Source organism: Oceanihabitans sediminis (assembly GCF_003337215.1).
Taxonomy (GTDB): Bacteria; Bacteroidota; Bacteroidia; order Flavobacteriales; family Flavobacteriaceae; genus Oceanihabitans; species Oceanihabitans sediminis.
In genome coordinates, this window is the sequence record NZ_QPIG01000001.1 from 362,629 (window position 1) to 378,401 (window position 15,773).

12 protein-coding genes are annotated in these 15,773 nt (G+C 33.8%); 7 read left to right on the forward strand and 5 right to left on the reverse strand.

The window, feature by feature from the left end:
• Window positions 1-15 precede the first annotated feature (15 nt).
• The gene (locus tag DU428_RS01570; protein ID WP_072348271.1) at window positions 16-783 is read right to left on the reverse strand and encodes a TatD family hydrolase; all 768 of its coding nucleotides are present in this window, start codon (window positions 781-783) and stop codon (window positions 16-18) included.
• A 143-nt stretch (window positions 784-926) separates the two neighbouring features.
• On the opposite strand from DU428_RS01570, the gene DU428_RS01575 reads away from it, so the two are divergent.
• Together DU428_RS01575 and DU428_RS01580 are read left to right on the forward strand one after the other, a co-directional pair.
• Entirely contained in the window at window positions 927-1,388 is a 462-nt protein-coding gene (locus DU428_RS01575; protein ID WP_072348269.1) for a retropepsin-like aspartic protease, read from the forward strand.
• A 52-nt stretch (window positions 1,389-1,440) separates the two neighbouring features.
• On the forward strand, window positions 1,441-2,073 hold the full coding sequence (locus DU428_RS01580) for a response regulator (protein WP_072348267.1): 633 nt from the start codon (window positions 1,441-1,443) through the stop codon (window positions 2,071-2,073).
• A 608-nt stretch (window positions 2,074-2,681) separates the two neighbouring features.
• Here the strand turns inward: DU428_RS01580 and odhB are convergent.
• Both odhB and DU428_RS01590 read right to left on the reverse strand, forming a co-directional pair.
• Window positions 2,682-3,896 (reverse strand): 2-oxoglutarate dehydrogenase complex dihydrolipoyllysine-residue succinyltransferase, encoded by a 1,215-nt coding sequence (gene odhB, locus DU428_RS01585; RefSeq protein WP_113965646.1) that lies wholly within the window; start codon window positions 3,894-3,896, stop codon window positions 2,682-2,684.
• A gap of 104 nt (window positions 3,897-4,000) precedes the next feature.
• Window positions 4,001-6,760, reverse strand: a complete 2,760-nt coding sequence (locus DU428_RS01590; RefSeq protein WP_072348263.1) for a 2-oxoglutarate dehydrogenase E1 component — start codon at window positions 6,758-6,760, stop codon at window positions 4,001-4,003.
• A gap of 148 nt (window positions 6,761-6,908) precedes the next feature.
• On the opposite strand from DU428_RS01590, the gene DU428_RS01595 reads away from it, so the two are divergent.
• Entirely contained in the window at window positions 6,909-7,448 is a 540-nt protein-coding gene (locus tag DU428_RS01595) for an alpha-ketoglutarate decarboxylase (RefSeq protein ID WP_243633433.1), read from the forward strand.
• A gap of 16 nt (window positions 7,449-7,464) precedes the next feature.
• Here DU428_RS01595 and DU428_RS01600 read toward each other — a convergent pair whose 3' ends face one another.
• Together DU428_RS01600 and DU428_RS01605 are read right to left on the reverse strand one after the other, a co-directional pair.
• The gene (locus tag DU428_RS01600) at window positions 7,465-7,818 is read right to left on the reverse strand and encodes a hypothetical protein (RefSeq protein WP_113965647.1); all 354 of its coding nucleotides are present in this window, start codon (window positions 7,816-7,818) and stop codon (window positions 7,465-7,467) included.
• A 72-nt stretch (window positions 7,819-7,890) separates the two neighbouring features.
• On the reverse strand, window positions 7,891-8,865 hold the full coding sequence (locus tag DU428_RS01605; RefSeq protein ID WP_113965648.1) for a polyprenyl synthetase family protein: 975 nt from the start codon (window positions 8,863-8,865) through the stop codon (window positions 7,891-7,893).
• A 124-nt stretch (window positions 8,866-8,989) separates the two neighbouring features.
• Here DU428_RS01605 and DU428_RS01610 point away from each other — a divergent pair, with 124 nt between their 5' ends.
• From DU428_RS01610 to DU428_RS01625, 4 genes are read left to right on the forward strand one after another with little or no spacing between them, the layout of a single operon-like run.
• Window positions 8,990-9,595 carry a TetR/AcrR family transcriptional regulator gene (locus DU428_RS01610; RefSeq protein ID WP_072348255.1) on the forward strand — a complete coding sequence of 202 codons (606 nt, stop codon included), beginning with the start codon at window positions 8,990-8,992 and terminating at the stop codon, window positions 9,593-9,595.
• On the forward strand, window positions 9,592-10,935 hold the full coding sequence (locus DU428_RS01615; RefSeq protein ID WP_113965649.1) for a TolC family protein: 1,344 nt from the start codon (window positions 9,592-9,594) through the stop codon (window positions 10,933-10,935). The genes DU428_RS01610 and DU428_RS01615 overlap by 4 nt, the downstream gene beginning before the upstream one ends.
• Before the next feature lie 32 nt (window positions 10,936-10,967).
• Window positions 10,968-12,140, forward strand: a complete 1,173-nt coding sequence (locus DU428_RS01620; protein WP_113965650.1) for an efflux RND transporter periplasmic adaptor subunit — start codon at window positions 10,968-10,970, stop codon at window positions 12,138-12,140.
• A 27-nt stretch (window positions 12,141-12,167) separates the two neighbouring features.
• Window positions 12,168-15,698: an efflux RND transporter permease subunit gene (locus DU428_RS01625; RefSeq protein ID WP_113965651.1), complete on the forward strand. Its 3,531-nt coding sequence runs from the start codon at window positions 12,168-12,170 to the stop codon at window positions 15,696-15,698.
• Window positions 15,699-15,773: the final 75 nt, after the last annotated feature.

The window sequence follows — 15,773 nt, forward strand, 5'->3', positions numbered from 1 at the left end:
TAAAGCAAAAGCGCTTTAGATTCCAAAAACATCTTTGGAGTTCTGTGTGGTAATTTCGGCAATTTTTTCATGCGGAAGATTATATAGCTCCGATAATTTTTCTAATACCTTAATTATATAGGAAGATTCGTTTCGCTTTCCTCTATATGGTGTAGGTGATAAATATGGGGAATCTGTTTCTAAAACAATATGCTTGATATCAATTTGGTTTAAAAACTGATCTATTTTTCCGTTTTTAAATGTAACTACTCCCCCAATACCTAGTTTCATATTATAGGAAATAGCTTGTTTTGCTTGTTCTACATTCCCAGTGAAACAATGAAAGATTCCAAACAGCTTTTCGTCTTTTGTTTCTTCTAAAACTTCAAAAACCTCATCGAAAGCATCGCGACAATGAATTACAATTGGCAAGTCATATTGTTTTGCAAGTTGTATTTGGTGCTTGAATGCTTCTTTTTGATTTTCTAGTAAGGTTTTATCCCAATATAAATCTATTCCTATTTCGCCAATAGCAATAAATTTTCGCTTTGCTAGCATTTCTTCTACGTGAGCAAGTTCTTCTTTGTAATTTTCTTTTACAGAAGTAGGGTGCAAGCCCATCATTAAATGCACGTATTCTGGGTAATCTTTTTCTAATTGCAACATAGACTCGGTGTACGAAGAATCTATTGCAGGAATAAAAAATCGTTTTACATTAGCATCTAAAGCTCGTTGCATCATTGCTTCTCTATCTTCCGAAAAAGCATCGCTATATAAATGAGTATGGGTATCTGTTACAATCATGTTGCAAAAGTATAAGTTCTTTTACAAATAACCTTAAGTACTACCTGCTTTTAGCATAAAACAAAAGCATCCTTAATATAATTTCGCATTTATGCACTAACTCTTTCAATTATTGTATTTTTATAACATTGAAACAAGAAATTATGACAAACATCGAAGACCTTGACCTTAAGGATTTCCTCCTAAAGAAAGGTTATACAAAAATCAAGATTAAACTTACGAAAACGAATCACTTTGAAATTAAAGCAACTATAAATGGTGTGAAAGGTCTTTTTATTTTAGACACTGGAGCATCTAGTTCTTGTGTAGGATTTGAAGCTATTGAAACTTTTGGCTTGCAGGTGAAAGACTCTGAAATAAAAGCAGCAGGTGCTGGAGCTAGTGATATGCATACGCAAATATCTAAAAGCAATGATATAAAAATTGGAACTTGGAAAAAGGACAAAGTAGCTTTAATACTTTTTAATCTGACACATGTTAATACAGCTCTCACCAATCATAACGCACAGCCTGTAGACGGTATTATTGGTGCAGACATATTAAAAAAAGGAAAAGCAATTATTGATTACGAGAAAAAATATTTATATCTGAAGAAGATAAAGTAAAGAATTTTACTAATTTTATACACATAAGCAAGAATTTAGTTCCTAAAAATTTATGAACACTTCTATAATTATAGCAGATGACCACCCTTTAATGCTTCGAGGCATACAGGACTTTTTAAGTTCTAAGGGATTTAATGTTTTAGGAAGCGCTACAAACGGGCAGGTTGCTTATAACCTTATTGTAAAAAAAAAGCCAGACATTGCTCTCTTAGATATTAGAATGCCACAAATGACTGGTCTTGAAGTTGCCGAAGCATGTAAAAAGAATGGCATAAACACCAAGATTATTTTAATCACTTTTGATAAAGACGAAGACATTTACGATCAAGCAAAAGCACTTGGTGTTTATGGTTATATACTAAAAGAGTTTGCTATTGAGGAAATTGAAACATGTATTGCGCATGTTGAAATGAACGAAACTTATTTTAGCGAAGAAATTTTTAACTACCTCAACAAACCGAAAAACACAGAAAAGGTAAGTATTATAGCCTGTCTAACTAAATCTGAAAAAAAGATTATCTATTTAATTGCAGAAGGATTAACTAGCCAAGAAATAGCAGATAAGCTATGTGTTTCTATAAGAACCATTGAGAAGCACCGTGCGAATATAGTTGCCAAGTTAGCAATAGACAATAAACCCACTTCCCTTTCTATTTGGGCAAGCCTAAATAAAGATAGGTTTTAAAAATTACGTATAAGTACGTATTTTAAATTCTCACTATATAATATATCTTTACATTGCTATTAATCGGCCTTATGGAAGGCTATTGAAGGCTCTAATTTTTACATAAATTAGAGCCTTTACTTTTTTAAAAACCAAGTCTAAATAAATATTACGTAGAACTACGTATTTTATATACCAATAAGAAAGTATATCTTTACAGTGCTATTAATTAGTTCTTAGGGAGAATTATTTACATGAAAACTCTGCATTATTATAATGTGGGGTTTTCGCATTTTTAGGGGTAGCCTAAAAAAATTACGTAGAACTACGTATTTGATATAAGAACAACTTCCTATACCTTTACCATGCTATTATTTAGTTCTTAGGGAGAATTATTTACAAGAAAAAACTCTGCGTGGTATCTTATCCGCAGAGTTTAATTTGAATAAAAAAATGAAAAATACCATTAACACTTTACAGAAATTTATCATTGCTGCTTTTATAGTATTAATTATAGTAGTTATCACGATTAATATTTATATACATTTTATATAAATTAGTTTGTTGGTTAATCACAAAAAAAAAGCGCAACTCTTTCGAATTGCGCTTTTTTTTTATTTAAAACTAATCTATAGTTCTAAGGCTTTCTTGATATCGTTATCCATTAGTAATTCTTCTGGGTTTTCTAATGCTTCTTTAACAGCTACTAAGAAACCTACAGATTCTTTACCATCAATAATTCTGTGATCATAAGATAATGCCACATACATCATTGGGTGAATTTCCACTTTTCCATCTACAGCGATTGGACGTTCAATAATATTGTGCATTCCTAAGATACCACTTTGAGGAGGGTTAATAATTGGCGTAGATAACATACTACCAAACACCCCACCATTAGAAATTGTGAATGTACCACCAGTCATTTCATCTACTGTTATTTTTCCATCTCTTGCTCTTAGTGCTAATCTTTTTACTTCCGATTCAACACCTCTAAAAGTTAAGTTTTCTGCGTTTCTAATTACCGGAACCATTAATCCTTTAGGTCCTGAGACAGCAATAGAAACATCGATGAAGTCATAAGAAATCATTTCCTTATCATCAATCATAGAGTTTACAGCAGGATACATTTTTAATGCTCTTACTATAGCTAAAGTAAAGAAACTCATAAACCCAAGTCCTACACCATGCTTAGACTTAAACTCTTCTTTGTATTGTTTACGTAGATTAAAGATAGGCGTCATATTAACCTCATTAAATGTAGTTAACATTGCCGTAGTATTTTTAGCTTCTACTAAACGCTCTGCTACTTTACGACGTAACATAGACATTCTGCTACGAGATGTACCTCTGTTTCCTCCTGTTGGAGTTCCCATAGATGGCACTGCTTTTACAGCATCTTCTTTTGTTACACGACCGTCTTTACCTGTTCCTTTAATTGCAGATGCATCCATTCCTTTTTCTGCTAAAATCTTTTTAGCAGCTGGACTTGCAGTTCCTGTTGCATAAGTTTCTTCTGCCTTTGGCGCTTCCGCTTTAGGAGCTTCCGCCTTTGGTGCTTCTGTTTTAGTTTCTTCTTTTGGTGCTGATCCACCTTCTGGTTTAGCTGCACTTGTATCGATTAAACATACAACTGCACCTACAGCAACAGCATCTCCTTCTACTGCTTTAAAGGTAATTGTTCCGCTAGCTTCTGCTGGAAGCTCAAGTGTTGCTTTGTCACTATCTACTTCTGCAATAGCCTGGTCTTTTTCAACATAATCACCCTCTTCAACTAACCATGTTGCTATTTCTACTTCTGTAATAGATTCTCCTGGTGAAGGAACTTTCATTTCTAAAATCATGCTCTACAATTTTATTTTATTTTCCAGCTTTTGCAGGAAACTTAATTATTTATTTTTAATTATATATTTTATTCTCGGTTTAACAAGAATGGCAATTTACTTTATTAACGTTGGTTGTTTTTTGTTTTATCAAAAACATAATCGATAACTTCTTGGTGACGTTTTTTAGAACGAACCGAGCTACCTGCTGCTGGTGCACCGTAAGGTCTTCTGCTTGCTACTCTAAAAGTTTTAGCTTCGTCTAAATGCATTAGCATATGACTGTAAGCTCCCATGTTTCTTGGTTCTTCTTGAGCCCAAACAATATCATCAGCGTTTTTATACTTACTTAATACTTCACGAATTTCTTCGATTGGTAATGGGAAAAGTTGCTCTACTCTTACTAAAGCTACATCTTCTCTTTCTAGTTTTTCACGCTCTTCTAATAAATCATAGTAGAACTTACCAGTTAATAACACCAATGTTTTTACTTTATCTGCTTTCGCTTGTGCATCATCAATTACCATTTGGAAACTTCCGTTTGCAAATTCATCCACGGTAGAAACTACTAAAGGATGACGTAATAAACTCTTTGGCGTAAAAACAATTAAAGGCTTTCTGAAATTAGCTTTCATTTGCTTACGCAACAAGTGGTAAATATTTGCTGGTGTTGTACAATCTGCAACAAACATATTATCTTTTGCACACATTTGAAGGTAGCGCTCCATTCTTGCTGAAGAGTGTTCTGCTCCTTGACCCTCATAACCATGTGGCAACAACATCACTAATCCGTTTTGAAGTTTCCACTTATCTTCTGCTGCAGAGATATATTGATCTAACATAATTTGCGCTCCGTTACTGAAGTCTCCAAATTGTGCTTCCCAAATAGTTAATGTTTTTGGGCTTGCCATTGCATATCCATAATCAAAACCTACAACTCCGTACTCTGATAATAAGGAGTTATAAATATAGAATTTTCCTTGATTATCGCTAATGCTGTTGTGTAAAATAATTTCTTCTTCGCTATCCTCTACCTTTACAACTGCGTGACGGTGTGAGAATGTTCCTCTTTCTACATCTTGTCCAGAGATTCTAACATCGTATCCTTCTTCTAATAGAGACCCATAAGCTAAATGCTCTGCCATAGCCCAGTCTAACTTGTTTTCATCAAACATGTTTTGTCTAGACTCGATTAAACGAGAAATCTTACGAATGAACTTTTTATCTTTTGGAAGACTAGAAAGTACTTTAGTGATTTTAGCTAAAGCTTCTTTTGAATAAGTGGTATCAATAGCTTTATTCATTTTATCTTCTTCAACAGTCGTATAATCTTCCCATTCATTTTGCATAAACGGAGTGATTACTGTTTTAGTTTCTTTTCTAGAATCTTCTAATTTTTCTTCTAAAGAATTTTTATATTCTTTTTCTAACTTAGAAACATAATCTGCATCTATAATACCTTCAGCAATTAACTTATCGGCATAAATATCTCTTGGATTTTTATGTTTAGAAATTGCTTTATACAACAAAGGTTGCGTGAACTTAGGCTCATCACCTTCGTTATGCCCATATTTTCTATACCCAAGCATATCGATAAAAACATCACGCTTAAACTTCATTCTAAAATGTAAAGCAAATAAAGCTGCATGTACTACTGCTTCTGCATCATCTGCATTTACATGTAATACTGGTGAAAGTGTTACTTTAGCAATATCTGTACAGTAAGTACTAGAACGTGCATCTAAGTAATTGGTAGTAAATCCTATTTGGTTGTTTACTACTATATGAATGGTTCCGTTTGTCTTGTAACCATCTAATTGTGACATTTGCACAATTTCGTATACCAAACCTTGTCCTGCAATTGCAGCATCTCCGTGTACTACTATTGGTAATACTTGCGATGGGTTATCGGCATATTTATCGTCTTGTTTTGCTCTTGTAATCCCTTCAACTACTGCTCCAACTGTTTCTAAGTGCGAAGGGTTTGGTGCAATATTTAGGTTTATTTTCTTACCAGCTTCTGTAACTCTATCACTAGTCCAACCTAGATGGTATTTTACATCTCCGTCAAAAACCTCTTGCTCGTAATCTTTACCATCAAACTCACTAAAGATATCTTTAGCCGATTTTCCGAAGATATTTGTCAGAGTGTTTAAACGACCACGGTGAGCCATTCCCATTACAAATTCTTTTACATCGTATTCGGAAGCTTTTTCAATTAAAGCATCTAAAGCAGGAATTAAAGACTCCCCTCCTTCTAATGAAAAACGTTTTTGTCCTACATATTTAGTATGTAAAAAGTTTTCAAAAGAAACAGCTTGGTTTAATTTATTAAGGATGTATTTTTTTTGTTCTGCAGAAAACTGTGGCTGATTATCGTTTACATTTAACTTCTCTTGGAACCAAGAAAGCTCTTCTGGTTTACGAATATACATGTATTCCACACCAATAGAGTTGCAATATATTGCTTCTAAATGCGTACGAATTTCACGAAGTGTTTTCGTTCCAATTCCAATTATTTCTCCAGCGTTAAAAACCGTATCTAAGTCGCTTTCTGAAAGACCAAAGTTCTCAATCTCTAATGTTGGCGCGTATTTACGTCTTGCTCTTACTGGGTTTGTTTTAGTAAACAAATGCCCTCTAGTTCTGTAACCATCAATAAGTTTTACAACTTGAAATTCTTTGGTTAAGCTTTCTGAAACGTGATCGCAAGAAAAGTCTTCTGGGTTTATATCGTTTGCTCCTGAGCTTTCGTTTCCAAAATCATAGCCTTGAAAAAAGGCTCTCCAACTTGGCTCTACAGAGTCTGGATTTTTTAAATATTGGTCGTATAGTTCAGCAAAATATGCTGTATGTGCTGCGTTTAAAAAGGAATATTTATCCATTATGTTTTTTGAAAAAATCTAGCTTCTACAAAATTTCTTCAAAAATACAAATTTTACTAAACTTAGAAGGAGTTTTAGTATATTTAAACTTATAATTAACAAAATAATTACTTATTTCATTCCATCATAATTCCTAAACCAAGAAAACATGCTTCGTTCCACACTTTTAAATAAAAAAATTGTAGCCTTTTTAATTTTCTCAAGTTTTGCTTTTACAACAGTAATAGCACAAGTTACTCCTCAAAATGAAAAAAGTGATTTCTGGAAAAAGGTGCGTTTTGGTGGCGGAATTGGCTTAAGTACAGGAAGTAATACCTTTAGTGCAACTCTAGCTCCTAGTGCCATTTATCAGTTTGATGATAGTTTTGCTTTAGGGGTAGGATTGAGTGGTTCTTACTACAGCAGAAAAAATATGTTGAAATCTACTATTATTGGCGGAAGCATAATTGGCTTATACAATCCTATAAGAGAGATTCAAGTTTCTGGAGAGTTTGAGCAAAATAATGTTAGTAGAAATTTTGACAACCCTGCTATTAAAGATGATAATTATTGGTCGCCAGCACTATATGTTGGAGCTGGATACCGAACAAGAAATGTTACTGTTGGGGTGAAATACGATTTACTTTTTGATGACGATAAAAGTATTTATGCAAATGCTTGGAGTCCTTTTGTGAGAGTGTATTTCTAAGGTTTTAATGAGTTCCTTACTCACTATACTTATTTCTAAACCAAACTTTTTGCCATTCTCGTTTTAGGATTAAGAAGGAAACATCTTCCGCTAGTTGCAAGGTATCGCTACCATCTAACTGCCTAACTTTGTCTTCTGGCACATCTATTATATATAGTAGATTCAAATACTCGACAAATTTTTCTTGAATAAGGTGATACACCGTTTCATGAAGCATTAACTTTAGGCTAGAAGGAAGTATCTCTTCACTAAAATCTAAATCGATATTAGCAAAAAGAAAATCTTTATTCAGTTGTTGGATTAGCTTTTTATAAAGATTTAAGTCTTCAGCCTTTTCTATTAACTCATTAAAAGTAGCAGGTACATGCATAATTTTAGTCTTGCGAAACAGCAATTTCATTACTTGTTTCCGTTATACGTTTCTGCTACAGCAGAGAATTTATTAAACTTCTCTATTCATTAATTGTTCTCCAAATAACTTTAGAGCAACTTTATTTTCTTCAGAAATATCTAAAGTTTCTAATACCGCAAAAGCCATATTTGTGTAATTTACAATCTCTTGTCTAGTTGCTTCGGCAGCACCACTTGTAGTAAAAGCTTCTTTTACCGCTTCAATTTTATCTTTAGGATCTGAAGGGCTCAAACTGAATAAATGCTGCAACTGAATTCGGTCTTCTTCAGCAGAAAACTCAATAGACTTTATATATAGGTATGTTTTTTTATTTTCAATAATATCTCCTCCAACTTGTTTTCCGAAAGTTTTAGGGTCTCCAAAAGCATCTAAATAATCATCTTGTAATTGAAAAGCGATTCCTAAGAACCTTCCAAAGTCATATATTTTATTTTGATCTTCCTCTGAAGCTTTTGCAACAATAGCCCCCATTTGCATAGCAGCACCAACCAAAACAGCTGTTTTGTATTCAATCATTTTTAGGTATTCAGGAATACTAACATCTTCTCTTGTTTCAAAGTCGATATCATACTGCTGTCCTTCACAAACCTCTAAAGCCGTTTTACTAAACAACCTCGCTAAGGCTTGAAAAATTTCTGGATCATATTTTTCAAAAAGTTGGTATGCCAAAATTAGCATAGCATCTCCAGAAAGAATTCCCGTATTGATATTCCATTTTTCATGCACTGTTTGATGCCCTCTACGTAATGGAGCGTCATCCATAATATCATCATGAACTAAAGAGAAGTTGTGAAATACTTCAATACTTAATGCAGCGTCTAATGCCTTTTTATAATCGGAGTTAAAAATATCTGCTGCTATTAAAGTTAAAACAGGGCGCAACCTTTTACCTCCTAAATTTAATATATAATGTATAGGATTATATAAGGTCTGCGGATTCTTATCTGTTGTAAATGCATTTAAATACTTTGTAAATGCTTCCTGATAGTAAGGTATATTTTGCATGCTGCAAAAATAATCGAAAAGCTATAACATAAGCATACTTTTTAGTAAATGTTAAGAAAAAAAAACAATACTACGGAAACTATTTAGGTTTATAAAGTTTCCCGTTGTAAATTTGCGCAAAATTATGAGGGAAAAAATTATACATACCGCAAGTGAGCTTTTTATAAGCTATGGTTTTAAAAGTGTTACCATGGATGATATAGCCAATAAGCTTGGCATATCTAAAAAAACTATTTACCAACATTTTGACAATAAAACCAAATTAGTAGAAACCACTACCTCTCACATGTACGAAACTATTTCTCACGGAATTGACTGTATATGTGACTTAAATAAAAACCCTATTGAAGAAGTTTTTGAAATCAAAAGGTTTGTAATGGAACATTTAAAAGACGAAAAATCTTCGCCACAATACCAGCTTAAAAAGTACTACCCAAAGATTTCGACCTCTTTAAGAGCAAAGTATTTTGATAAAATGCTTTGTTGCGTAAAAGAAAACTTAGAAAAAGGAGTAAAACAAAAACTGTATAGAGACTCCATAAACAAAGACTTTATCTCTAGGATTTATTTTAATGGTATAACATCTTTAAAAGACCAAGAGGTTTTCCCATTAACAAGCTTTTCTATGAATTCCCTTATGGAACTTTTTATAGAATATCACCTTCGTGGTATTTGCACAACAGAAGGACTAGAAGTTTTAAACAAACAATTAAACGCAGATCAAAAATGAAAAACATTTCATTAGCAATATTATTATTAATTGGTTTTATTTCTTTTTCTCAAGAAAACAGCCAAAGTTTTAGCTTAGAGGAAGCGATAGATTATGCTTTAGAAAACAATCGAAAAGCAAAAAATGCCGCTAGAGATATTCAAGCGGCAGAGCAACAAAAATGGGAAACAACTGCTACCGGTTTACCACAAATAAATGCTGCTGTAGACTACCAAAATTGGATAAAGCAGCAAGTTTCCTTGTTACCAGGGGAATTAGCTGGCGGTACTCCAGGAAGCTTTATTCCTGTAGCTTTTGGAACCAAGCAAAGCATGAGTGCAACCGCTACCCTTTCGCAAAAAATATTTGACGGATCTTACCTTGTTGGGCTACAATCTGCTAAGGTGTTTTTAGAAATCTCAAAAAATGCTAAAGAAAAAACAGACCTAGAGGTTAGAAAAGCAGTAATCAACGCCTACGGAAATGTATTATTAGCAGAAGAAAGCATTAGCATTTTAAAGAGAAACATCGCTGTCCTTGAAAAGAATATTTTCGAAATCAATAAAATTTACGAAAACGGACTAGGAGAAGAAGAAAGTGTAGAGCAACTACAAATCACCCTTACAGGAGTCCAAAGTCAACTAAACAACACCGAAAGACTAAAAAAACTAGCCTACCAAATGTTAAACATCACGCTTGGTTTAGATCTTGAAACAAAAACAAAGCTAACAGATAGTTTAAGCGGATTAGCAGATTATCATTCCGTTTTAGGTTTATTAACTGTAGAAGAAAATGTAGAAAACACTATTGATTTTAAAATTGCACAGAATGATAAAATCTCTAAAGAGCTTTTATTAAAACTAGAAAAAAGCAAAGCGTTACCAACCCTGAACGCTTTTGTAAATGGCGGCTATATGGCAAACAGTCAAACTTTTTCTTTTACAACGGATGATCAAAAATGGTTTGGCTCCTCTTTATTTGGCATGAGTTTAAACATTCCAATATTTAGTTCAGGAATGCGAAGCGCTGCTACGCAAAGAGCTCAAATCAACCTTGAAAAAGCACAAGATGATTTAACCGAAACACAACAACAATTAAAGCTTCAAATTGCATCGGCAAAAAGCGATTACCAATTTGCTTTAGAGGATTACGAGAACAAAAAACAAAATCTAAATCTTGCAGAACGTATTGAAAAGAAAAACCAAACCAAGTTTTTTGAAGGTATTTCCTCTAGTTTTGATTTACGCCAAGCACAAACACAATTATATACCGCACAACAAGAATTATTACAAGCTATGCTAGACGTTATTAATACAAAAGCAGAGCTAGAAACGGTACTAAACATAACTCCAAAAAACTAATAAACCAACTCACGCATAATCTCAGTAAACAAATGAAAAATATATTTTCCATTCTATTATTAACGTTACTTATAGCTTCTTGTTCCGGTGAAAAGAAAAACAATTCGGTGGAAAAAGTCATTGAAAGTAATGACTTAAGCACTATCCGAACTAAAAGAACTGAATTAGTAAATAATCTTAAAGAATTACAAGATGAAATCAAGTTACTTGACGAAAAGATTTCGCTGTTAGATACCGCGAAGCATATTCCATTAATTACAACTTTTACTGCAAAGCAAGAAGTATTTAAGCACGTACTTGAAATACAAGGAAATGTTACCACCAAAAACCTTTTAACATTAACTCCAGAATTCAATGGTATTCTTACCAATGTGTACGTTAAGGAAGGACAAAAAGTGAAGAAAGGACAAACTCTAGCGAAAATTGATGATGGCGGATTAAGCCAACAATTAGCACAGTTACAAATTCAGGCAGATTTAGCTAAAACCACTTTTGAACGTCAAAAAAGATTATGGGATCAAAAAATTGGAAGTGAAATTCAGTTCTTACAAGCAAAATCTAATTTTGAAGCACAGACCGAAGCAGTAAACCAACTTCAAAAACAAATTGCAAAAACCACTGTTAGAGCGCCATTCTCAGGAACTATAGACGATGTTATTTCAGAGCAAGGAAGCGTAGTTGCTGCAGGGCAAACACCGCTTATGCAAATAGTAAACCTGGATGAAATGTATATTGAAACAGATATTCCAGAGCGTTATATTTCCGATGTTGTTAAAGGTAAAGATGTAAGTGTAGAGTTTCCTATTTTAGGAAAAACAATAGCTACAAAAATTAAACAAGCCGGAGATGTTATCCATCCAGCAAACAGAACTTTTAAGGTAGAAGTAGACATTCCAAACGAAGACAAATCAATTAAACCAAACTTAGTCGCTAAGCTTAAAATCAACGATTACACCAATAAAAATGCCCTACTAATTCCGCAAAGTATCATTTCTGAAAATGCAAATGGAGAACAGTACATTTATGTAATAAAAAACAAAAATGACAAGCAGGAAGGTGTCGTAGAGAGAATCATCATTAAAACCGGAAAAACGCAAGGAGATGTTATTGAAGTTTTAAGCGGTATTGAAGATGGGACAGAAATTGTACAAGAAGGTGCAAGAAGTATTAAAGACGGACAAACCGTTCAAGTAATTAACCAATAAGCTTGCAATTTATAAATTGTTTAACTCATGATTGAAAACAAAAAGAAAAAAGTAGAAAAGGAATTTGGTTTGTCCTCTTGGGCTATCAATAATAAGACTACTATGTATGTTCTTATTTTGGTCTTTTTCTATTTGGGTGTTTCTGCATTCTTTAGCATGCCTAGAGAAAATTTCCCAGAAGTAAACGAAACTAAAATATACATTAGCTCTGTTTTCCCTGGAAACACCGCAGAAGACATTGAGAAGCTTATAACAAACCCTTTAGAAGACAAGTTAAAAACCATAAGCAATGTAGTAGAAATCACCTCAACTTCGCAAGAGGATTTCTCTATGGTTATAGTGGAGTTTGATGAAAATATTACTGTAGACCAAGCCAAACAAAAGGTAAAAGACGAAATAGACACAGAAGTTTCTAGTGAAGACTGGCCTTCTTTTAACGGTGCAAAAGTAGATCCAGATGTTTTTGAATTAAGCCTTTCGGAAGAAATGCCTATCCTAAACATTAATATTTCTGGAGATTATACAGTTGAAAAACTAAAAGAGTTTGCAGAACACTTACAAGATAAAATTGAAGATATTCAGGAAATCAAAAAAGCAGACATTCGAGGTGCTCAAGAAAAAGAAGTTGAAGTTGCTGTAGATATTTATAAAATGATGGCTGCACAGGTAACTTTTAACGATGTTATTGGAGCAATCAACAACGGGAACATAACCATGTCTGCCGGAAACCTTATTGCTAGTGGACAAAGAAGAACTATTAGGATTTTAGGAGAAATTGAAAAACCTTCAGAACTAGAAAATTTTGTTGTAAAAGCTGAAAAAGGAAAAGCAATCTATCTTAAAGACATAGCAAGCGTATCCTTTAAAGAAGAAGACAGAACCACCTTTGCTCGTGAGTTTGGAGAACCTGTAGTGATGCTTGACGTAAAAAAACGTGCAGGCAAAAACATGGTGGATGCAGCAGAGAAGGTACAATTAATTGTGAAAGATGCTATTGAAAATGTTTTTCCACAAGATTTAAAAGTCACTATCACAAACGATCAATCACCAGTAACTATTGGGCAGGTTGACGACTTAGTAAACAATATCATCTTTGGGGTTATACTTGTTGTAACAGTTTTGATGTTTTTCTTAGGTTTCAAAAACGCCATTTTCGTTGGTTTTGCAATACCAATGTCTATGTTTATGTCTTTAATGATTTTAGAGTTATTAGGACAAAGCCTAAATACCATGGTACTTTTCGGGCTAATCATGGGACTAGGAATGTTGGTAGACAACGGTATTGTAGTTGTTGAAAACGTTTACAGGCTTATGGACGAGGAAGGCATGAATAGAAAGGAAGCTGCTAAAAAAGGAATTAGCGAAATCGCCTTCCCTATTATAATTTCTACCGCTACAACCGTTGCTGCATTTATTCCTTTAGGTTTATGGCCAGGTATCATGGGGCAATTCATGATGATTTTACCAATTACTCTTTCTGTAGTTTTAGGTTCTTCGCTATTTGTTGCAATCTTCTTTAACTCGGTATTGGTTTCTCAATTTATGAGTATTGAAGACAAAAACATGCCATTAGCTAAAATAGTTAGAAGCACCATAATAATGACAGTAATTGGTCTTTTAATTTTCTTTTTTGGAGGAGACTATAGAGCATTAGGAGTTCTAATAATTTTTACAGCAATCATGCTTTGGGTGTATCGTTTACTTCTTCGTAAGTGGGCAAATAGCTTCCAGACAAAAACCTTAGTAAGATTAGAACGTTGGTACGAAGGACAATTACGTTGGGCACTTTCCCGTTGGAGACCATACGTTTTAAGCATCGTAACATTTATTCTTTTAATAGTTGCCTTTATTTCCTTTGGTGCTTCCCTGAAATCTCAAAGAACCAAAGTAGAGTTCTTTCCAGATAATAAACCTAATCAGATTATTGTTTATATAGAATATCCTGAAGGTACTGCCATTGAAAAAACAAACGCTATTACAAAGCAAATTGAAAAGCGTGTTTATGATGTAATTAACCAAGACCAATACTTAGATAACGGATATAACTTCTTAGTAGAAAGTGCCGTTTCTCAGGTTGGTGAAGGAGCAGGAAATCCGCAAACCGACGGTGGTTCTGCTGCCGAAATGCCTCACAAAGCAAAGATTACAGCTTCTATGCGTGAGTATAAATTTAGAAGAGGTGAGGACAGTGAATTATTACGTCAAAAAGTACAGGAGTCGTTGGTAGGGATATTCCCGGGAGTTTTAATTTCTGTAGAAAAAGATTCCAACGGACCGCCAGCAGGATCCCCAATTAACATTGAAATTGAAGGGGATGATTACAACGAGTTAATTGCTGTTGCAGAAAATATGCGTGAATTTATCAACACCAAAAATATTGCAGGTATTGATGAATTAAAAATCGATGTCAATAAAGACAAGCCTACCATGCGTGTTATTATAGACAGAGAAAAAGCAGGAGAATTAGGCATTAGCGCAGCGCAGATTGGTCAACAATTACGTAACTCTATCTTTGGTTCTAAAGCAGGAATTTACAAGGAAGACGGAGATGATTTTGATATCTATATTCGTTTTAATGAAGAGAACAGATACAATACTAGTGCGCTTTTTAACCAGCACATTACCTTTAGAGATAATACCGGACAAATAAAAAGTGTCCCTATTTCTGCTGTTGCCAAGCATGAAAACAATTCTGGATTTAGTGCAATCAAACACAAGGCCACCAAGCGTGTGGTTACCGTTTACTCTGCACTATCTCCCGGTCATACAGATGCCGGAGCAATAGTTTCGCAAATTCAAAATGAAATGAAAGGTTTTGAAGGAGTTCCAGAAGGAGTAAAACTTGATTTTACTGGTCAGATTGAAGAGCAGAATAAACAAATGACCTTCTTGATGGGAGCTTTCTTTACTGGTATTGGTTTGATATTTTTCATATTAATTTTCCAATTTAATTCTGTTTCCAAACCAACTATCATTATGCTAGCAATTATGTTGAGTTTAATTGGTGTGTTTGGCGGAATCGTTATTACTGGAAGTGCTTTCGTAATTATGATGACCATGGTTGGAATTATTTCCCTTGCCGGAATTGTAGTAAATAACGGTGTGGTTTTACTAGATTATGCACAACTATTAATTGATAGAAAAAAACATGAACTAGATCTAGAAGAAGATGCATACCTAAGTACACGTGACTTATACGAAAGTATTGTAAAAGCCGGTAAAGCTCGTTTACGTCCGGTTTTATTAACGGCAATTACCACCATATTAGGTTTAGTACCGTTGGCAATTGGTTTAAATATTAACTTCTTTACTTTATTTTCAGACTTTGATCCAAATATTTATATGGGTGGAGATAACGTAGTTTTCTGGGGGCCATTAGCGTGGACAGTAATCTACGGACTGATAGTTGCTACTTTCTTGACTTTGATTGTAGTTCCTATTTTATTCTTTTTAGTTATGAAGTTTAAAATGTGGTTACGAAAAAAATCTGCTTCTACTGAAAACCTAGAAGAAGAAACGCCAATAGTAAAAGAGCCAATAGCAGGCATAGAAGATTAACTCTTAAAAAATCCGAAGTATAATGCTTCGGATTTTTTTATTTCTTTAGAATAGAATAAAACTTGCACAACATTT

What these genes read in the sequence shown, in the direction of transcription:
- DU428_RS01570 (WP_072348271.1), bottom strand. Translation starts at nt 783, where the DNA reads ATGATTGTAACAGATACCCATACTCATTTATATAGCGATGCTTTTTCG.
- DU428_RS01575 (WP_072348269.1), top strand. Translation starts at nt 927, where the DNA reads ATGACAAACATCGAAGACCTTGACCTTAAGGATTTCCTCCTAAAGAAA.
- DU428_RS01580 (WP_072348267.1), top strand. Translation starts at nt 1,441, where the DNA reads ATGAACACTTCTATAATTATAGCAGATGACCACCCTTTAATGCTTCGA.
- odhB (WP_113965646.1), bottom strand. Translation starts at nt 3,896, where the DNA reads ATGATTTTAGAAATGAAAGTTCCTTCACCAGGAGAATCTATTACAGAA.
- DU428_RS01590 (WP_072348263.1), bottom strand. Translation starts at nt 6,760, where the DNA reads ATGGATAAATATTCCTTTTTAAACGCAGCACATACAGCATATTTTGCT.
- DU428_RS01595 (WP_243633433.1), top strand. Translation starts at nt 6,909, where the DNA reads ATGCTTCGTTCCACACTTTTAAATAAAAAAATTGTAGCCTTTTTAATT.
- DU428_RS01600 (WP_113965647.1), bottom strand. Translation starts at nt 7,818, where the DNA reads ATGCATGTACCTGCTACTTTTAATGAGTTAATAGAAAAGGCTGAAGAC.
- DU428_RS01605 (WP_113965648.1), bottom strand. Translation starts at nt 8,865, where the DNA reads ATGCAAAATATACCTTACTATCAGGAAGCATTTACAAAGTATTTAAAT.
- DU428_RS01610 (WP_072348255.1), top strand. Translation starts at nt 8,990, where the DNA reads ATGAGGGAAAAAATTATACATACCGCAAGTGAGCTTTTTATAAGCTAT.
- DU428_RS01615 (WP_113965649.1), top strand. Translation starts at nt 9,592, where the DNA reads ATGAAAAACATTTCATTAGCAATATTATTATTAATTGGTTTTATTTCT.
- DU428_RS01620 (WP_113965650.1), top strand. Translation starts at nt 10,968, where the DNA reads ATGAAAAATATATTTTCCATTCTATTATTAACGTTACTTATAGCTTCT.
- DU428_RS01625 (WP_113965651.1), top strand. Translation starts at nt 12,168, where the DNA reads ATGATTGAAAACAAAAAGAAAAAAGTAGAAAAGGAATTTGGTTTGTCC.